Source organism: Clostridium sp. CTA-1 (assembly GCF_054768215.1).
Genome location: NZ_BAAAAP010000003.1, coordinates 246,462 through 264,944 on the forward strand (window position 1 = coordinate 246,462; position 18,483 = coordinate 264,944).

The 18,483-nt window shown below is 27.5% G+C and carries 16 protein-coding genes; 14 read left to right on the forward strand and 2 right to left on the reverse strand.

All coding sequences use genetic code 11. The features are described 5' to 3' along the window. The first annotated feature begins 3 nt into the window (after window positions 1-3). From ACYUEW_RS03915 to ACYUEW_RS03925, 3 genes are all read left to right on the forward strand, one after another. Window positions 4-1,200: an electron transfer flavoprotein subunit alpha gene (locus ACYUEW_RS03915; RefSeq protein ID WP_003483289.1), complete on the forward strand. Its 1,197-nt coding sequence runs from the start codon at window positions 4-6 to the stop codon at window positions 1,198-1,200. A gap of 205 nt (window positions 1,201-1,405) precedes the next feature. Further along, the gene (locus ACYUEW_RS03920; RefSeq protein WP_061326785.1) at window positions 1,406-2,581 is read left to right on the forward strand and encodes a YkvI family membrane protein; all 1,176 of its coding nucleotides are present in this window, start codon (window positions 1,406-1,408) and stop codon (window positions 2,579-2,581) included. A gap of 630 nt (window positions 2,582-3,211) precedes the next feature. Beyond that, complete coding sequence (locus ACYUEW_RS03925) at window positions 3,212-4,207, forward strand: D-isomer specific 2-hydroxyacid dehydrogenase family protein (RefSeq protein ID WP_003483291.1); 996 nt, start codon at window positions 3,212-3,214, stop codon at window positions 4,205-4,207. 194 nt (window positions 4,208-4,401) lie between these two features. Here ACYUEW_RS03925 and ACYUEW_RS03930 read toward each other — a convergent pair whose 3' ends face one another. Beyond that, window positions 4,402-5,406 carry a D-2-hydroxyacid dehydrogenase gene (locus ACYUEW_RS03930; protein WP_003483292.1) on the reverse strand — a complete coding sequence of 335 codons (1,005 nt, stop codon included), beginning with the start codon at window positions 5,404-5,406 and terminating at the stop codon, window positions 4,402-4,404. A gap of 530 nt (window positions 5,407-5,936) precedes the next feature. Here ACYUEW_RS03930 and ACYUEW_RS03935 point away from each other — a divergent pair. From ACYUEW_RS03935 to ACYUEW_RS03950, 4 genes are all read left to right on the forward strand, one after another. After that, on the forward strand, window positions 5,937-6,581 hold the full coding sequence (locus ACYUEW_RS03935; protein WP_003483294.1) for a TetR/AcrR family transcriptional regulator: 645 nt from the start codon (window positions 5,937-5,939) through the stop codon (window positions 6,579-6,581). Window positions 6,582-6,928: 347 nt separating this feature from the next. Continuing rightward, window positions 6,929-7,099: a zinc-ribbon domain-containing protein gene (locus ACYUEW_RS03940; RefSeq protein ID WP_003387504.1), complete on the forward strand. Its 171-nt coding sequence runs from the start codon at window positions 6,929-6,931 to the stop codon at window positions 7,097-7,099. An 83-nt stretch (window positions 7,100-7,182) separates the two neighbouring features. Further along, a complete protein-coding gene (locus ACYUEW_RS03945) occupies window positions 7,183-8,535 on the forward strand; it encodes a glucose-6-phosphate isomerase (RefSeq protein ID WP_460276252.1) in 1,353 nt (450 codons plus the stop codon). A gap of 10 nt (window positions 8,536-8,545) precedes the next feature. Beyond that, entirely contained in the window at window positions 8,546-8,980 is a 435-nt protein-coding gene (locus ACYUEW_RS03950) for a YaiI/YqxD family protein (RefSeq protein ID WP_003483296.1), read from the forward strand. A 163-nt stretch (window positions 8,981-9,143) separates the two neighbouring features. On the opposite strand, the gene ACYUEW_RS03955 is transcribed toward ACYUEW_RS03950, so the two are convergent. Further along, entirely contained in the window at window positions 9,144-9,311 is a 168-nt protein-coding gene (locus ACYUEW_RS03955; RefSeq protein ID WP_003483298.1) for a hypothetical protein, read from the reverse strand. Window positions 9,312-9,444: 133 nt separating this feature from the next. Between ACYUEW_RS03955 and ACYUEW_RS03960 the strand changes: the two genes are divergently transcribed. The 7 genes from ACYUEW_RS03960 (at window position 9,445) to ACYUEW_RS03990 (ending at window position 18,294) form a co-directional block, all read left to right on the forward strand. Beyond that, on the forward strand, window positions 9,445-11,448 hold the full coding sequence (locus ACYUEW_RS03960; RefSeq protein WP_460276253.1) for a triple tyrosine motif-containing protein: 2,004 nt from the start codon (window positions 9,445-9,447) through the stop codon (window positions 11,446-11,448). A 58-nt stretch (window positions 11,449-11,506) separates the two neighbouring features. After that, window positions 11,507-12,178 (forward strand): lytic transglycosylase domain-containing protein, encoded by a 672-nt coding sequence (locus ACYUEW_RS03965; RefSeq protein WP_265203937.1) that lies wholly within the window; start codon window positions 11,507-11,509, stop codon window positions 12,176-12,178. A gap of 84 nt (window positions 12,179-12,262) precedes the next feature. Continuing rightward, on the forward strand, window positions 12,263-12,979 hold the full coding sequence (locus tag ACYUEW_RS03970; RefSeq protein ID WP_265203938.1) for a pseudouridine synthase: 717 nt from the start codon (window positions 12,263-12,265) through the stop codon (window positions 12,977-12,979). Window positions 12,980-13,275: 296 nt separating this feature from the next. Next, entirely contained in the window at window positions 13,276-13,575 is a 300-nt protein-coding gene (locus ACYUEW_RS03975; protein ID WP_030036925.1) for a YerC/YecD family TrpR-related protein, read from the forward strand. Between the two features lie 126 nt (window positions 13,576-13,701). Continuing rightward, window positions 13,702-15,918, forward strand: a complete 2,217-nt coding sequence (gene pcrA / locus ACYUEW_RS03980; RefSeq protein ID WP_265203939.1) for a DNA helicase PcrA — start codon at window positions 13,702-13,704, stop codon at window positions 15,916-15,918. Between the two features lie 11 nt (window positions 15,919-15,929). Continuing rightward, window positions 15,930-17,924, forward strand: a complete 1,995-nt coding sequence (gene ligA, locus ACYUEW_RS03985; protein ID WP_003483309.1) for an NAD-dependent DNA ligase LigA — start codon at window positions 15,930-15,932, stop codon at window positions 17,922-17,924. A gap of 100 nt (window positions 17,925-18,024) precedes the next feature. After that, window positions 18,025-18,294 carry a hypothetical protein gene (locus tag ACYUEW_RS03990; RefSeq protein ID WP_003483311.1) on the forward strand — a complete coding sequence of 90 codons (270 nt, stop codon included), beginning with the start codon at window positions 18,025-18,027 and terminating at the stop codon, window positions 18,292-18,294. Window positions 18,295-18,483 lie beyond the last annotated feature (189 nt).

An 18,483-nucleotide genomic window follows, 5' to 3' on the forward strand; every position in this document is an offset into this window, starting at 1 on the left:
ATTATGGCTATCAAAATTATTAAAGAAAAATGTAAAGCATGTGGTATATGTGAAAAGCAATGTCCATTTGATGCAATTCATGTAATTAACGGATTAGCAGAAGTAAATGAAAAATGTACAATATGTGGAGCCTGCGTAGAAGCTTGCCCATTTGATGCAATAGAAAAAGAAGAGAAGAAAGTTGTAAAAAAGGATATTAGTCAATATAAAGGTGTATGGGTATACGCTGAACAAAGACAAGGAGAACTTACTCCTGTAGTAATAGAATTATTAGGAGAAGGTAAAAAATTAGCTAATGAAATAGGAACAGATTTATCTGCAATTTTATTAGGAGATAATGTTAGAGACTTAGCAGAAGAATTAATAAAGTATGGAGCGGATAAAGTATATGTAGCGGATGATAAAAAATTAGAAAATTATACAACAGATGCTTATACTACTGTAATTTCAAATGCTATAGATCAATATAAGCCAGAATCAGTTTTATTTGGTGCAACTCATATCGGAAGAGATTTAGCTCCTAGAATTGCAGCAAGAGTTGATACTGGACTTACAGCTGATTGTACAAAATTAGAAATAGATCCTGAACATAAAAACGTAAAACAAACTAGACCTGCCTTTGGCGGAAATTTAATGGCAACTATAGTATGTAAAAACCATAGACCACAAATGTCTACAGTAAGACCTGGTGTTATGGAGAAAGCAAAACATAATGAAGACAATAAAGGTGAAATAATAGATATAAAAGTAACATTAAGTGAAGATGAAATTAGAACTAAAGTTTTAGAAATAATTAAATCTTCTAAAAAACAAGTTTCTTTAGTTGATGCAGACTTTATTGTGTCTGGTGGTAAAGGACTTGGAAATCCAGATGGATTTAAATTATTAAAAGAGTTAGCTGATTTATTAGGTGGAGTAGTTGGTAGTAGCCGTGCGGCAGTTGATATAGGATGGATAGAGCATTCACATCAAGTTGGACAAACTGGAACTACTGTAAAACCTGTTATTTATATTGCATGTGGTATATCAGGAGCTATCCAACACGTTGCTGGTATGTCAAATTCTGATATAATAATTGCTATAAATAAAGATGAAAATGCACCTATATTTGAAATAGCTGATTACGGAATCGTTGGAGACTTATATGAAATAGTTCCAATACTAATAGAAGAAGTGAAAAAAATTAAACAAGAAGGCTAATTAATTTAATTTTAAGAAACAAAAAGGAGGGTTTCCTCCTTTTGTTTCTTATATATTTTTCGTAAAAGTTAAAAAAATAACAATCAGGTTCATTTATACAGTAATTAAAATATATATTATTTTTAGTATATAAAGGTAATAAAATATAAGCAGAAGTGTTTTATTATAATATAATAAAAAAATTAATTTGAAAGGAGAAGATAGGATGGCAACAAGTAAAAAAAATATGACAGATGAAGTAAAACAGAAAAAATCAGGTATTCCTATATATTTGGGAATTGCCAGTGTATGGTTTGGAGCTCATTGTGGACCAGGAGTAGCTTCAGGCAAACAAACAGCTGTTTTTTACAGTGAATTTGGAAAATGGGCCTTTATAACTCCAATTATTGCAATGGTGTTAATGGGCCTTTGTATTTATTACTCTGTAGAATATGCTCGTCTCACAAAGGCAAAAAATTTTAGAGAATTAACTGATAATTTATTTCATCCATATGAAAAAGTTTTTTCTGCATTTTTTGAAATTACATTTTTGGCAACTGTTCTTATGGTTGTAGGAGGATGTATAGCCACAGGAGCAGCAGTTTTAAATGAGTATACAGGTCTTCCCATAATTGTAGGAAGTATAATACTAGTAGTGGCTACAATACTTTTATCAATGTATGGGGCTAACTTAGTTCGTTCTGCATCAACTATTATGACAATATTTATTATAGCTTGTTTAATAGCTATGGTAGTGCTTGGATTACTTTCTCCACAGGGAGATTTTGCAGGTAACTGGACATCTAAATCCTTTAGTGAAGTTTCGCCGATGAAGGCTATAATTATGGCTATTGTATATACAGGCTTTCAATCAGCTGGTAATATTGCGAATGCGGTATCTGTTTGCCAAGGTATAGAAGGTAGAAAAGAGTCTAAAAAAGCAGCAATTATAGGTACTATATTAAATACATTACTTATTTTAGGAATAGTATTTTTATTATTTGCATATCCAGATTCAATAAAGAAAACTTTACCAAATTATTTTGTAGCAGATAAAGTTGGATCATCTGTATTATTATTTTCATATGTAGTGATGGTATTACTTGCGGTTATGAGCACTAATGTTTCTTTTTCATTTTCTGTAGTTGCAAGATATGGAGAAAAACTTCCTATGAAGCCAGGAGTAAAAAGAGATTTCGTTGTAACATTAATTTTAATGATATTGTGTGTAGTAGTGTCTGCCTTAGGATTAGATGCTATTGTAAGTAAAGGCTATAAATATCTAGGATATGCTTGTATATTTATAGTAGTTATACCAATAATATTAGTTGGATTTAAAAAAACAAGGGGATTATATAAAACTGAATATAAAAGTGAATGTAAGAGTGAACATAAAATATAAGAAACAGACTTTAAAAAGTCTGCTTCTTATATAAATACTTGTTAAGCATCTTTTTTACATCTATAAAAATATGATTAGTTTCTGAAGGTAGGAAGAAAAAATTCTTTTTTAGATTCATCCTATAAGTAGTTTTTAACTTTAAGATGTAAATAATAGATTTATTTAACAAAATCACTATGTCTAAGATATGTAGGGAAATTTAAACTTTTATTAAAAAAACAAATCAACTATTAAAGTAATATCTATATATTACTTTAATAATAGTTTAACAATATTATAAATTATGTACAAACTCTTTAAATCATTAGAAAAGTAGAAATATAGCAATAAAAATGGTCGAAGCTTGAAATATCTTGCAATATCTTGAAATATCTAAATATTATATTAAATAAAAAGAATCACTAGTATTGCTTGAGTTTATGATTAAACTAGCAAATACTATTGAGAATACAAAATATTAATTACTGTTATTCTAATAATAGAGATTTAAGACAAAATAATTTTTAAATTTTAAATTTATACCAAAATAATGTAATATACCATTTTTATTGACAAATATTAAACAATATGATAGGCTGAATTTGATAGAAAATTATGAAAAAGAAAACTTACAAATGGGGGGTATAAATTATGAAAATTTTAGCTTATTGTGTAAGACCTGATGAAATTGATTCATTTAAAAATTTTTCTGAAAAATATGGACATACTGTTGATTTAATACCAGATTCTTTTGGCCCAAATGTGGCTCATTTAGCTAAAGGATATGATGGTATTTCAATCTTAGGAAATGATACTTGTAACAGAGAAGCATTAGAGAAAATTAAAGATTGTGGTATAAAATATTTAGCAACCAGAACTGCTGGAGTAAATAATATAGATTTTGATGCTGCAAAAGAATTTGGTATAAATGTAGCTAATGTTCCAGCTTATTCTCCTAATTCAGTTTCAGAGTTTACTGTAGGACTTGCATTATCCCTAACAAGAAAAATTCCTTTTGCATTAAAAAGAGTAGAACTTAATAATTTTGCACTAGGTGGATTAATAGGAGTAGAATTAAGAAACTTAACTTTAGGAGTTATAGGAACTGGAAGAATAGGTTTAAAAGTAATTGAAGGTTTTTCAGGCTTTGGTATGAAAAAGATGATAGGTTACGATATTTTTGAAAATGAAAAGGCTAAAGAATATATTGAATATAAATCTTTAGATGAAGTATATAAAGAAGCAGATATAATAACATTGCATGCACCTCTAACAGATGATAATTACCATATGATAGGAAAAGAGAGCATTGCCAAAATGAAAGACGGTGTATTTATAATAAATGCAGCACGTGGAGCATTAATTGATAGTGAAGCTTTAATAGAGGGACTGAAATCTGGTAAAATAGCTGGAGCAGCCTTAGATTCCTATGAATATGAACAAGGGGTTTTCCATAACAATAAAATGAATGAAATCATGAAAGATGATACATTAGAAAGACTTAAGAGTTTCCCAAATGTAGTTATCACACCTCATTTAGGATTCTATACAGATGAAGCTGTATCTAATATGGTAGAAATTACTCTTATGAATTTACAAGAATTTGAATTAAAAGGAACTTGTAAAAACCAAAGAGTATGTAAGTAATTTTAAATGTTTTTAGTATAAAAAAGAATTGTTAAAAATGAATTCGTAAAAATACTGTATATTAAATATATTTGAATTCCATTTTCTAATTTTAGAAATTCATAAAATCGAAAATGGTAATAAAAAGCGTTTTCTGTTTACTATGAAACTAGTAAATACTGAAAACGCTTTCATTTTTTTAAAAAAGATAATTTCTAGTTTACTTTATTTACACTATCACTAGTTTTTAAAACTTCTACAACACTATCCAAGCTAGTATCGACCATATTTTGAACTGCAGTAGTAGTAAAGAATCCAACATGATGAGTGATTAAGACTTGATCCATTTTTAGTAATTTATCAAGTTGAGGATCAGGAATTTTAGTTGGATCAACTACTTTATTCAAGAATAATCCTTCATTTTCAAATGTATCAAGTGCAGCACCAGCTATTTTATTTTCTTCTAAGGCTTCAATAAGATCTTCAGTGTTGATAATTCCACCACGACCAGTATTTACTATAAAAGCATCTGGTTTCATATATTTTAAGTTATTCTTATTTATCATATGTTTAGTATTTTCTGTAAGAGGAGTGTGTAGAGTTACAACATCAGCTTCTTTTAAAAGATCTTCTAATGATTCTTTGTAAGTAAGAAGATTGTTTTCTTCTAATTTTTTGTCTGGATAAGCATCATAACCTATAACATTTGCCCCTAGTCCTTTAAAAAGCTTGGCAGAAGTTCTACCTATTTTACCTGTACCTACTACACCAACTGTTATAGATCTTACTTCTCTAGCTATAAGATCAGCTGACCAACGATAATCACCAAAAGCTATTCTTTTATTTACAGTTTTAATGTTTCTCAGCAAGTTCATTGTATGAGTTACAGCAAGTTCTGCAATAGCATTTGGAGAATAAGCAGGAACATTAGTTACAAGAATATTATTCTCTGAAGCCATTTTTAAATCAATCATATCTACCCCAGCAGTTCTTGAAGCTATTTGTTTAATTCCATATTCTTTAAGAGTAGAATAAACAGTTTCACCACCTATGCTATTTGTTTGTTGAATTGCAATTCCATCATAGCCCTTTACCTTACAGACAGTATCTTCAGAAAGAGCCTCATTAGATAGATCAATTTGAACTTCAGGATTTGCTTCTAACCACTTTTTTATAGCTGGTTTTTCATGTTCGCGTACACTATACATTAGTATTTTCATAATAAATTTCCCCCTTTATATTTAGATATATTTTTAACATACTAGTTTAAAAAAAATATATTGAAAGATGTAAAGCGTATATGTTAAATTATAAAACTTTAAATATGCCCTAATGCTTATGGAACAATATTTTATACCCATAATTTTAGGAAAAATTTTAATAATGCTTGCTCTAGTTTTCGAAGTTTGGCCTTATAGTACTTATACATATGAATATAAATTAAATAATATTACCTTAATTAATTATAAAAAATATATTATTTTTGTTAAAAATGTATCTATATAAAACAAATAAATATATTATTTTTTAAATAAAACATATTTAATTTCAATTGTATGCACATTGATTTATTTAAACTTATTAATATATAATTATCTTTGTGGAATAATTTATTATAGAATAAGATTAAATTTTTTCAATTTCTTTCATAATAAAAATGTAAATATCTATTGATACTATTAGAAAAAGATATATAATTAAATTAGGAGAAAAATGACTTTGAGTCAATAATCAGTTGGGAGGACTTAAAATGGTTCTAAAATCTAAGATGAAATCTACTTCTAGTGGAAAGTTCCTAGAAAAAAAATTATTAAAAGAAAAAAAATTATATGAATCTGCTTATGAACTTTTTATAACAAAGGGTATAAATGATACTTCTATAGACGATATAGTAAAAAAAGCAGGGGTAGCTAAGGGAACCTTCTATTTATATTTTAAAAACAAATATGATATTATTGATAGAATAATAATAAAGAAAAGTTTAAGTATAATTAAGGAAGCTTTGAAGTATACTATGAATGAGAGTAAGGGAGAATTTATAGAATCAGTGCTTTGTTTTACAGATTATATAATAGAATATCTTAAAAATAATAAAAGATTATTAAAGCTTATACATAAGAATTTATCATGGGGTATATTTAGAAAGGCCCTATTAAATTCTAGTCAAACAAAGGAAATTACTGATATAAGAAATATATTTAAGAATATAATAATTAAACAACAAATAGATGAGAAGGAATTTGAGAAAAGGTTATTTATGATTATAGAACTAACAGGGACAGTCTGTTATAGTTCTATAATATTGGATGAACCTTATTCTATAGAAGAAATGAAAGTATCCTTATTTGATGTTATAAGCAAAATATTAGAACCTTTATGTGAAAAAAATTTATAAGATAAAATAATTTTGAGATTAGGGATTATACAATGTATATAGGGTAAACTAAATTAATAATTAAATAAAAAATAATTTTTCTAAAAAAATAATTTTTCTAGAGGTTTAATAATGGTTATATATTGTTTGATAATATAATATTATTAATCATTGAAGCTATGGAATAAAATGTAACAAAATAGAGATGCTTTCTATTGATTAGGCATTAATATTTTGTTATAATATACTAAAATAATAAAATCATGTGAGATTTAAACTGGTAATATAAAGAAGTATATCCCCTGGAATTTGGGAAGTATGTTCTTTTTCACTGGTTGTAAATCCCAAATAAAGGAGGATATCATATAATGGCAGATAAGACGCTAACATGTAAAGATTGTGGAAAGGAATTCGTTTTCACTGAAGGAGAACAAGAATTCTATAAAGAAAAGGGATTCGAAAACGAACCACAAAGATGCCCAGAATGCAGAAGAGCAAGAAAACAAGAAAGAAACAACAATAGAGGATTCAGAAGATAATAGAATAATGAAAAAATGGCTGTTGAGTTACTTCAACAGCCTTTTATATTAAAATGTAAATAATTACATTGGAGGTATTAAATATGGGAAATTCTTTAAGTCTGGATTTGACAAAAACTAAACCTTATGTAGAGGAACATGAAATACAATATTTAGAAGCAATAATAAGGGAAATGGATAATACCCTTCGTAAAAGAACAGGTCCAGGGAATAAATTCTTGGGTTGGATGGATTTACCGATAAATTATAATAAAGAGGAGTTTGCAAGAATAAAAAAGGCAGCAGAAAAAATAAAAAATAATTGTGATGTGTTTATTGTTATAGGCATAGGAGGATCTTATTTAGGATCAAGAGCCGCTATAGAAATGATATCCAATACATTTTATAATAATTTAGATGAAAACCAAAGAAAAGTGCCACAAATATATTTTGCAGGTAACAATATAAGTTCTACTTATATGGCTGATTTATTAGAATTAGTTAAAGATAAAGATATATGTGTAAATGTAATATCTAAATCAGGTACAACTACAGAACCAGCTATAGCTTTTAGAATATTTAAGGAATTATTAGAAAAGAAGTATGGAAAAGAAGGAGCAAAAGAAAGAATATTTGCTACTACAGATGCAGCTAAAGGTGCTCTAAGAACTTTAGCTGATTTAGAAGGCTATGAAACCTTTGTAATACCAGATGATGTAGGGGGAAGATTTTCAGTTTTAACTCCAGTAGGATTATTACCTATAGCTGTATCCGGAATAGATGTAGATGAAATGATGAAAGGTGCAGCGGATGCCAGGGAAGAATATTCTTCAGATAATATAGAAAAAAATCATGTGTATAGATATGTAGCAGTAAGAAATGCTCTATATAGAAAAGGAAAGACTACAGAAATGCTAGTTAATTTTGAGCCATGTCTACATTATTTCGGAGAATGGTGGAAACAACTATATGGAGAAAGTGAAGGTAAAGATGGAAAGGGAATATTCCCAGCAACAGCAGATTTTTCAACAGATTTACATTCTATGGGACAATATATACAAGAAGGTTTAAGAAATATATTTGAAACATTTATAAATGTAGAAAATCCTAGAAAATCAATTATAATAAAAGAAGATAAAGAGAATTTAGATGGGCTTAACTTTTTAGCAGAGAAAGACATGGATTATGTGAATCATCAAGCATTAAGAGGTACTGTTTTAGCTCACAATGATGGTGGTGTTCCAGCTATAGTATTAAATGTTCCAGAGCTTTCAGCTTATTATTTTGGACAATTAGTGTATTTCTTTGAAAAAGCTTGTGGAATAAGTGGATATTTACAAGGGGTTAATCCTTTTGATCAACCAGGAGTAGAAGCATATAAAAAGAATATGTTTGCTCTTTTGGGAAAACCAGGCTATGAAGATATGAAAGCTACATTAGAAGAAAGATTGAAGTAATAGAATTTTTATGAGAATATTAGTAGATGCAGATGCTTGCCCTGGAAGAAACATAATAGAACAAGTAGCTAAAAAATATAAAATAGATGTTATGATGTTTTGTGATATAAATCATGTTATAAATAGTAATTATAGTATTATTAAATATGTAGATCATGGATTTCAAAGCGTAGATATGGTTCTAATAAATGAAACTAAAGAAAATGATATAATAATAACTCAAGATTTTGGAGTAGCTGCTATGGCTCTTGGAAAAAAAGCTAAAGCTATAAATCCTAAAGGATATATATTTAGTAATGACAATATAGATAGAATGTTATTTGAAAGACATGTAAGTGCAAAAATGAGAAGAGCAGGTATAAAAAATACTTCTAATCATAAAAAAAGAAATTTAGAAGATGATACTAGATTAGAGAAAAATCTTATAAAACTAATAATTCAATAAAAAATATATAAATATATCATTATAAATTATTTATATAAGATTTTAATTAAAGAAGAGGATGTCTCAAAATAGCCTTAATTTTGAGACACCCTATTTTAATTCTATAGTCATATTTCTTATTTTACACCTTTAAATTTTAATATTTTCTGATTTTTATAGAATATTAATCCATTCTCATATCTTTAAATTCTAATCTTTCCTGGGGTCCTTCAGGAAAAACTAATCCATTATTTAATCTTTCTATTATAGGATATCCTTTTTCTGATTTACCAGTAAAAACAGAGGATTTTTTATATGGATAGTCTCCATCATATTTATCTATTTCTTTCATAAAATCATCAACCTCCTTATAATAAGTGTTCCCAAGGTGATATAATAATATAAATAGAATAAAATGCTATTACAAAATTTGGTATTATAGTATAATGTACTTGTTACTGTTTTTAAGAGAGGATGGTGTAATAATGGAAGAGTTAAATATTATTTTTGATAAGGAAAGTCCTCAGGAGAAAAATTCTAGCATAAAAATTAAAGCTTTTATAGAAAGCAATAAAAAAATTTTATATAAATTCATAATAGGAAAAGAAGGTATGTGGAATACAGTTAGTGATTTTAATTTTAATGACACTATAAGTTGGGTACCTGAAGAAGAGGGCAATTATATAATAATGGTACAAGCTAAGAAGGAAGATAGCACCAAACCCTTTGATTTTATTAGCAAATTTGATTATGTAATAGGAGAGTCAGAGGAAAAGTTTATAAGAAATGTATATCTGAATAAAGATACTCTCAATATGGGAGAAAGAATAGAAGCGGTAGTGGAAAGCAACAAATTCCCATTAATGCTTAAATATTGGCTAAAGGAAGATGATAATTGGAAGCTTATAAAGGATTATTCTACAGAAAATAGCATATCCTTTGTAGTAAAAAAACCAGGTATACAAGAACTTATGGTTGAATGTAAGGATTTAAAATCTGTTAAGGATTATGATGATTCTTTTAAAGTAGTTTTTAAAGTTAATTCTATAGATAATGTAGAAATAGTTGATTTTAATTGCTTAACTAAAGAATTAATATGTGATGAAGACTTGGTTTTTAAAGTGGAATCAGTTTATGAGGAAGGTAGAGATATATTATATAAATTTATAAAAATAGATAGTAATGGCACACAGGAATGTATACAAGACTATTCTAGTAATAATGTAGTATCTTATACAGAAAAAGATAGTGGAGATTATAAATTGTTATGTTTAGTAAAGGATATGTATTCTCAAAATGAATTTGATGATAGGGCTATGTTAAAATTTACAGTTAAAGCCTATAGAGATATCGTTATAAGAAAATTTACAACTAATTTAAACTCACCTCAAATGACGGATACTGCTATAGAGTTGAAAATAAATGCAGAAGGTGGTAAGGAACTTTTATATAAGTTTATAATAGAAGGTAAGCATATAGAAGATTCTGGATATATAAGAAACAATGTATATACATGGACACCTTCTATTCCAGGTAAATATTCTATAGAAGCCTGGGTAAAAGATGCTTCTAGTGAAAATGAATTTGATGATAAGTCTTCTATAGAATATACGATAAACTTAGAATACATTAAGGAACCTATAAAAATTGAAAAAGTAATATTAGACAAAGGGAAACATGTTTTAAAAGGAGAAGAAGTAGAAATAAGAGCCATAAGTAATGGAGGAAATAATGTAAGATATGCATTTTATATAAAAAAGGATGGAAAAGAAGAAGAAAAAATAGATTTTGGTACCTGTAATTGGGCTAAGTTTATACCAAAAGAAACAGGTACATATGAACTAGAAGTTTTAGCAAAACATAAATATTCATCTAGAGAATATGATTCTCATTATATAGCTTATATAAACAGTCATAATTATATACCAGCTATAATTGATTATGTTATATGTCCAGTGAAGACTAGCTATATAGTAGGAGATGAGATATTATTAAAAGTTATTATTCAAAATACAAAGGATAATTTAATAAAATATATTTTAAAAATAAATAATGAAAAAGTAGAAGAAACAGATTATATTGAAAATAAAGATTTTAAATATATACCTAAATGTAGTGGAGCTTATACTATAGAAGTATTAGCTAAAAATAAAGAAAGTGAAGAAATTTATGATTCCAAAAAAGAAGTTAAATTTTATGTAAGGGAAGCATTGCCTATAACAAATACAAAAATAAAAACTAGCAGGACAGATATAAAATGTAATGAAACTGTAACTTTTAGCGTAGATAGTGAGGGAGGAAATGCAGTTCTTTATCAATTTTATATTATGAATAAAGGGGAATGGAAGCTAGTTCAAGATTATAGCAGAAAGAAATATTATACCTTTATGCCTTTTAATGAAGGGGAATATGAAGTATTAGTTTTATCAAAAAGTAGCTTTTTAAAATGTGCTTATGAAGATTATGATATATTTAAATTTAAAGTGTAAATAAAGTAGAAAGATAAACGATAATATTAAATATATGTTTAAAATTGGTGGTGGACTTATGAAAGTAAACAGTAGTGAAATGGTATTACAACAAATGCTACAAATGCAATTGATGGGACAGATAATGAAATCATCCTTTGGAGATTCATCAAGTTTTCAAATAGTTTTAGATAGTTTATTAAAGGCCATGGAAAATGAGGATATTAGTGCTTCAAATAATATGTTATCATTAGACGGTATAGCAAATAGTGGAAATAAATATTATGGAGCAGGACAAAGATTAGAAGATGCGAAAAGAGAAATAAATAATATAAAATCAGAAGTTAGAACCGGTAGTATAACTATAGATAGCGCTGTAGAAAAAGCTTCAAGAAAATATGGTATAGAGAAAGAACTTTTAATGGCAGTTATAAAACAGGAATCGGATTTTAATCCTAATTGTGTATCAAATGCAGGGGCCAAGGGGCTAATGCAGCTTATGCCAGGTACTGCTAGAGAAGTAGGAGTTACAAATCCCTTTGATATAGAGCAAAATATAGATGGGGGAACAAAATATTTAAAGAAAATGCTAGATATGCATGGAAACGTAAAAGAGTTAGCTTTGGCAGCATACAATGCAGGTCCTGGAACTCTTCAGTGGAGAGGGGTAAAGAATGTTTCTGATATAAACAGGTTGTCAAGTGAAACAAGAAATTATGTAAAAAATATAATGAAAAATTATGGAGTATAAAAAAGGAAAGTGCAATGCACTTTCCTTTAAATTTGTTATAATGGTAATACTAATAATAGAATAAGCAAAACTAGGAGGAATTTCATGGAACGTTTAGATAAAATATTAGCTAATTTAGGATATGGTACAAGAAAAGAAGTTAAGGCCTTGATTAAGAAGGGTCAAGTTGATGTTGATGGTGAAGTTGTTAAGGATAATGGTATGCAAATAGATCCAGAAAAAAATAAAATATTTGTATTTGGAAAAGAATTGGTTTATAAAAAATATATTTATTTAATGATGAATAAACCCCAAGGGGTAGTTTCTGCAACTTTTGACAACTATGATGAAACTATTGTAGATTTGTTAGAAGATGAAGATAGAATTTTTGAACCTTTTCCTGTAGGAAGGTTAGATAAAAATACAGTAGGATTACTTTTACTTACTAATGATGGTGAATTAAATCACAGACTTATATCTCCTAAATGGCATGTGGATAAAATATATTATGCTAAAATTAATAAAAAGGTTACTGATGAAGATATAGAGAAATTTAAAAAAGGCATAGTATTAGATGATGGATATGAATGTTTTCCTGCAAAGCTTGAAATAATAAAATCATTTAATGAAGAATCAGAAGTAAGAGTTACTATACATGAAGGTAAATTTCATCAAGTTAAAAGAATGTTTGAAAGTGTTGATAAAAAGGTTATTTACTTAAAAAGAGAAGAATTTGGACCACTAAAATTGGATGAAAGCTTAGAAGAAGGTCAATATAGGGAATTAACAGATGAAGAGATATATATATTAAAAAATATATAAATGTAAAATATATTAAAATATTATGAATATAAAAACATCATTTTAAAAAAAGTTTACAATAAAATTTGCAAAAAAATCTTGCATTTATTATTTTCATTCATTATAATAGGTTATGCAAGGATAAGTAAAAAGAATAAATAGCCCCCTTTTTATTTATTGTAAGCAGCCTATAACCCCAATAGGCTGTTTTATTTTTTATTATTATATATTTATTTGATTTTGTAGATTAATATGTTAATACATGATAAAATTAAAGTATAATAATAAATTGGAGTTTGGATAAGGAGCTGAAACATATGGAGCAGTATAAATCTAAATTAGAAAGTGAAGAAATGGACTTTCTATGTGAGGCTTTTTTAAGTTTAAAAACTAAAGAAGAATGTTATAGGTTTTTTGACGATATATGTACTATTAACGAGATAAAAGCTTTAGAACAAAGGATCCAAGTAGCTAGAATGCTTAGAAAGAAAATTACATATTTGGAAATAGCAGCGGCTACAGGGGCTAGTACTGCTACTATAAGCAGAGTAAATAGATGCCTTAACTATGGAAGTGAAGGCTATAAAATAGTATTAAATAGAATAGAGAACAAATAAATAGGATTAATTATTGTGTGCTAGTTTTTACTAGCACATTTTAAATTTATAAGAATGTTTAACTAATATTTAAAATGATATAATATTAAGAAGATGTAAAACAGATAAACTTAGGGAGCTGATGGAATGGATTTAAAAAATAAATTAAATAAAGAACAATATGAAGCTGCTACTACCATAGATGGACCTTTACTAATACTAGCCGGGGCAGGTTCAGGTAAAACAAGGGTTTTGACTCATAGAATAGCTCATATGATAGAAAATTTGAATATATATCCTTCTAAAATTTTGGCTATAACTTTTACAAATAAGGCTGCAGGAGAAATGAAAGAAAGAATAAAGGCTCTAGTAGGAGAGGTGGTAGAAGGAATGTGGGTTTCTACATTTCACTCTAGCTGTGTAAGGATTTTAAGAAGAGAAATAGATAAGTTAGGTTATGATAAAAACTTTACTATATATGATACCTATGACCAAAAAACTTTAGTTAAGCAATGTATGGAAGAATTAAATATAAATGATAAAGAAATTACAGACAGAGAAATAATAAATACTATAAGCACTCAAAAGGATAATTTAATATCACCTAAGGAATTTAAAAAAATTTCTAATGGAAATTATAGAAAAGACAAAATTGCAGATGCATATATTTTATATCAGAAAAAATTAAAGACCAATAATGCATTAGATTTTGATGACTTGATATATAAAACTGTGGAGTTATTTAAAACAAATAAAGAGGCATTAGAATTTTACCAAAGAAAGTTTAAATATATAATGGTGGATGAATATCAAGATACTAACAAATCTCAATACGAATTAGTTAAATTATTAGCTTCAGTTCATAGAAATATATGTGTAGTTGGTGATGATGATCAATGCATATATGAATGGAGAGGGGCAGATATAAGTAATATATTAAATTTTGAGAAGGATTATAAAGAAGCTAAGGTTATAAAATTAGAGCAAAATTATAGATCAAAGGGCAATATATTAAATGCTGCCAATGAGGTTATAAAAAATAATTCTCAAAGAAAAAATAAAGTTTTAAGAACTGAAAATGAAAATGGAAACAAGATAAAAGTATTTAGAGCATATTCTGATATAGATGAGGCAAAATTTGTAGCATCTGAAATGAAAAAAATAATAAAGGATAGTGACAAATCTTTTAATGATTTTGCAGTTTTATATAGAACTAATGCTCAATCCCGTATTTTTGAAGATGTATTTATGAAAAGAGATATACCTTATAGATTAATAGGTGGATTAAAGTTCTATGATAGAAAAGAAATAAAAGATTTAATGGCTTATTTAAAGCTTATAAACAATCCATTAGATGATATAAGTTTAAGGAGAATAATAAATGTACCTAAAAGAAGTATAGGGGATGCTACAGTAAAAAAAGTTCAAGAATTTGCAAATGAAATGGATGAATGTATGTATAGCGTGCTTTTAGATGCGGATCAAATATTAACATTGTCTCAAAGAAGTATAACATCTATTAAAAAGTTTGTAAGTATAATGAATAGCTTTATAAGAAAAAAAGATGAGATAAGTGTATCTGCTCTTATAAAAGAAATATTAGAAGAGACAGGATACTTAAAAGAATTAAAAAGTTCTAAGAATCCAGATGATGTAAGTAGGGTAGAAAATTTAAAAGAACTAGTTTCTGCAGCAGCTGATTTTGAAAAAGAATCAGAAGATAAATCTTTAGGAATGTTTTTGGAAAAGGTAGCATTAGTTACAGATATAGATAATTATGATGAAAATTCAGATAGTGTGGCTATGATGACGGTACATAGTGCTAAAGGATTAGAATTTCCTGTAGTATTTATGGTAGGTATGGAAAATGGGATATTTCCAGGAACGCAATCATTATCAGATCCAAAAGAAATGGAAGAGTCTAGAAGGTTATGTTATGTTGCTATAACAAGAGCAAAAGAGCAGTTATATATAACTTCAGCAGAAATTAGAAAAGTATTTGGAAGAACTGTAGCTTATGCTTTATCAGATTTTGTAAGTGAGATATCAAAAGACTTAAAGGACAACGTAAATATTACTGGAGAAGTAGCAACAGATAAAGTATTGCCTAAAAATTTTGGAATAAGGTCACAAAAAACAAATAGTATTAATTCCTATAAATCACCTAATTTAAATAATGGACCTAAAAATAGTGTAGATTCTAATAAGCTTAATGTAGGTTCAAAGGTTAAACATAAAGATTTTGGAGTAGGGACTATAGTTAGTATGAGTAAGGTTTCTGATGACATAAAGTTAACTATTGCTTTTGACCGTAGAGGTGTTAAAATATTAATGCTTAGTATGGCACCAATTGAAGCGGTTTAGGAGGTATATACATGGATAACAAGTTAGAGAAAATGAAAGAACTTGTAGAGGAATTAAATCAGCATGCTTATGAGTATTATGTATTAGATAATTCTAGCATATCTGATAAAGAATATGATTTAAAATATGATGAATTGGTAGTTTTAGAGAAGGAAACTAAAGTTACATTGCCTTATTCACCAACCCAAAGGGTAGGAGATAACATATTAGGTGAATTTGGTAAATATACTCATAAAGGAAGACTTTGGAGCTTGGATAAAGCACAAAATATGAGTCAATTAACAGAGTGGCATAATAGAAATTTAAAAACTGTAGAGCAATATAATTCTATAAATGAAGATAAATTACCAGAGTTAAGATATATAGTTACTAAAAAATTTGATGGACTAACAGTGAATTGTACATATGATGAGAATGGTATTTTAGTAAAGGGTGCTTCAAGAGGCACTGGTATTATAGGAGAGGATATAACAGCACAAATAAAAACTATAAAAACTGTGCCATTAAAAATAAAGAACAACCATGTTATAGAGGTACATGGGGAAGCTATACTGACTAAAACAGCTTTCGAAGAATATAATAAAACTGCTCAAGTACCTCTAAAGAACTTAAGAAATGGGGCTGCAGGAGCACTTAGAAATTTAGACATTAAAGAAACTTCTAAAAGAAATTTATCAGCATTTTTTTATGATGTAGGTTATAATGAAGGCCCAGAATTTAAAAGTTATACAGAAATGATGAAATTTATAAAAAATATGGGATTGCCTCAGGATAAGTATATTAAAGAATGTACTAACATGGAGGAAGTGGAAAAAGAAATTCAATATATAGAATCTATAAGGGAAGAACTAGATTATGATATAGATGGGGCAGTAATTGTTGTAGATGATATTAAAACAAGAAAAGTATTAGGATATACTATAAAATTCCCCAAATGGGCTATAGCTTATAAATTTGAAGCTAAGGAAATTACCACGAAACTTCTAGATGTAGAATGGAATGTAGGAAGAAGCGGAAGAGTTACTCCAACAGCCTTATTAGAGCCTGTAGAACTAGGAGGAGTTACGGTAAAAAGAGCTACACTAAATAACATGGACGATATTCAAAGAAAAAATGTAAAATTGGGTGCTAAGGTTTTAGTTAGAAGATCTAATGATGTTATACCGGAGATAATGGGAGTAGTGGAAGAATCCTTAGAGGAAAGTAAAGAAATAGAGGCACCAGATAGATGTCCTTATTGTAATAGCCATCTAGTACAAAATGGAGTACATTATTATTGTGAGAATACATTATCTTGTAAACCACAAATGGTAAAAAGTATAGTTCATTTTGCTAGTAGAGAGGCTATGAATATAGCAGGATTTAGTGAAAAGACTGCAGAACAACTTTTTGAAAAATTAGATATAAAATCTATAGCAGATTTGTATAAAATAAAAAAAGAAGAATTATTAACCTTGGATAAATTTGGGGATAAAAAGTCTCAAAATCTTATAGATGCTATAGAAAATAGTAAAAATTGTGATTTGCCATCCTTTATATATGCATTAGGAATACCTAATGTAGGTAAAAAAACTGCTAATGATTTAGTAATGAAATTTAAAACTTTAGAAAATATAGAAAGTGCAACGATAGAAGAATTAGTAGAAGTTCCAGATGTGGGGGAAATAGTAGCTAAGAGTGTATATGATTTTTTTAAAGATGAAAAGATTATAAATAATATAGAAGAATTATTAAATTTGGGTGTAAAACCTTATTATGAAGAAGAAATAATTGATGAGAATCCTTTTATGGGTAAAACTATAGTTGTAACAGGAAGTTTAAATAATTATAGCAGAGGAGAAATAAAAGATAAATTACAGTCTTTAGGAGCTAAAGTTTCTAGTAGTGTAAGTAAAAATACAGACTATGTTTTAGTAGGGGAAAAACCAGGATCTAAATATGAAAAAGCAGTTGAATTAGGAGTAAAAGTAATTAATGAAGAAGAATTTTCCAATAAAATTAAATAATAACATTGTAGAAACATATATTTACAATGAATGAAAAAAGGTATATTATTTAATTGGCTTAATTTATAATAATAGCTCAAAGAATGTGGAGAGGATAAAGATGAGAAAGTATATAAATATATTAGGTTGGATAATGGTTATAATAACAACTGTGGCATTACTAGCAACCTTACTTACTATATATCAATTTACATATATAAAATATTTTGATAGCTATTATACACTTCAATGGTGTATGTTTTTTACTATGATTGTTTGGGCCGTAAAGATGTTAGATTTTTCAAAGGGTATAAGAGATAAATTTTATTCTTTAGTTTGTATTTTTCTTGCTGCAGCTAATATATTTTTTATATATATGAAGGTATATTAATGGTGATTTCCATATTGACATTAATAAATTATTATAGTAAATGAAAATATTCGATATTTTAAATTTTATTATTAAAAATAATTAATTTATAAATAAAAATCCTATTTAGTTATAATAGCAATTTAACTAGATAGGATTTTTATTTATAAATACTAATATAAAAGTGTTGTTGATAAATTTATTTTAAAT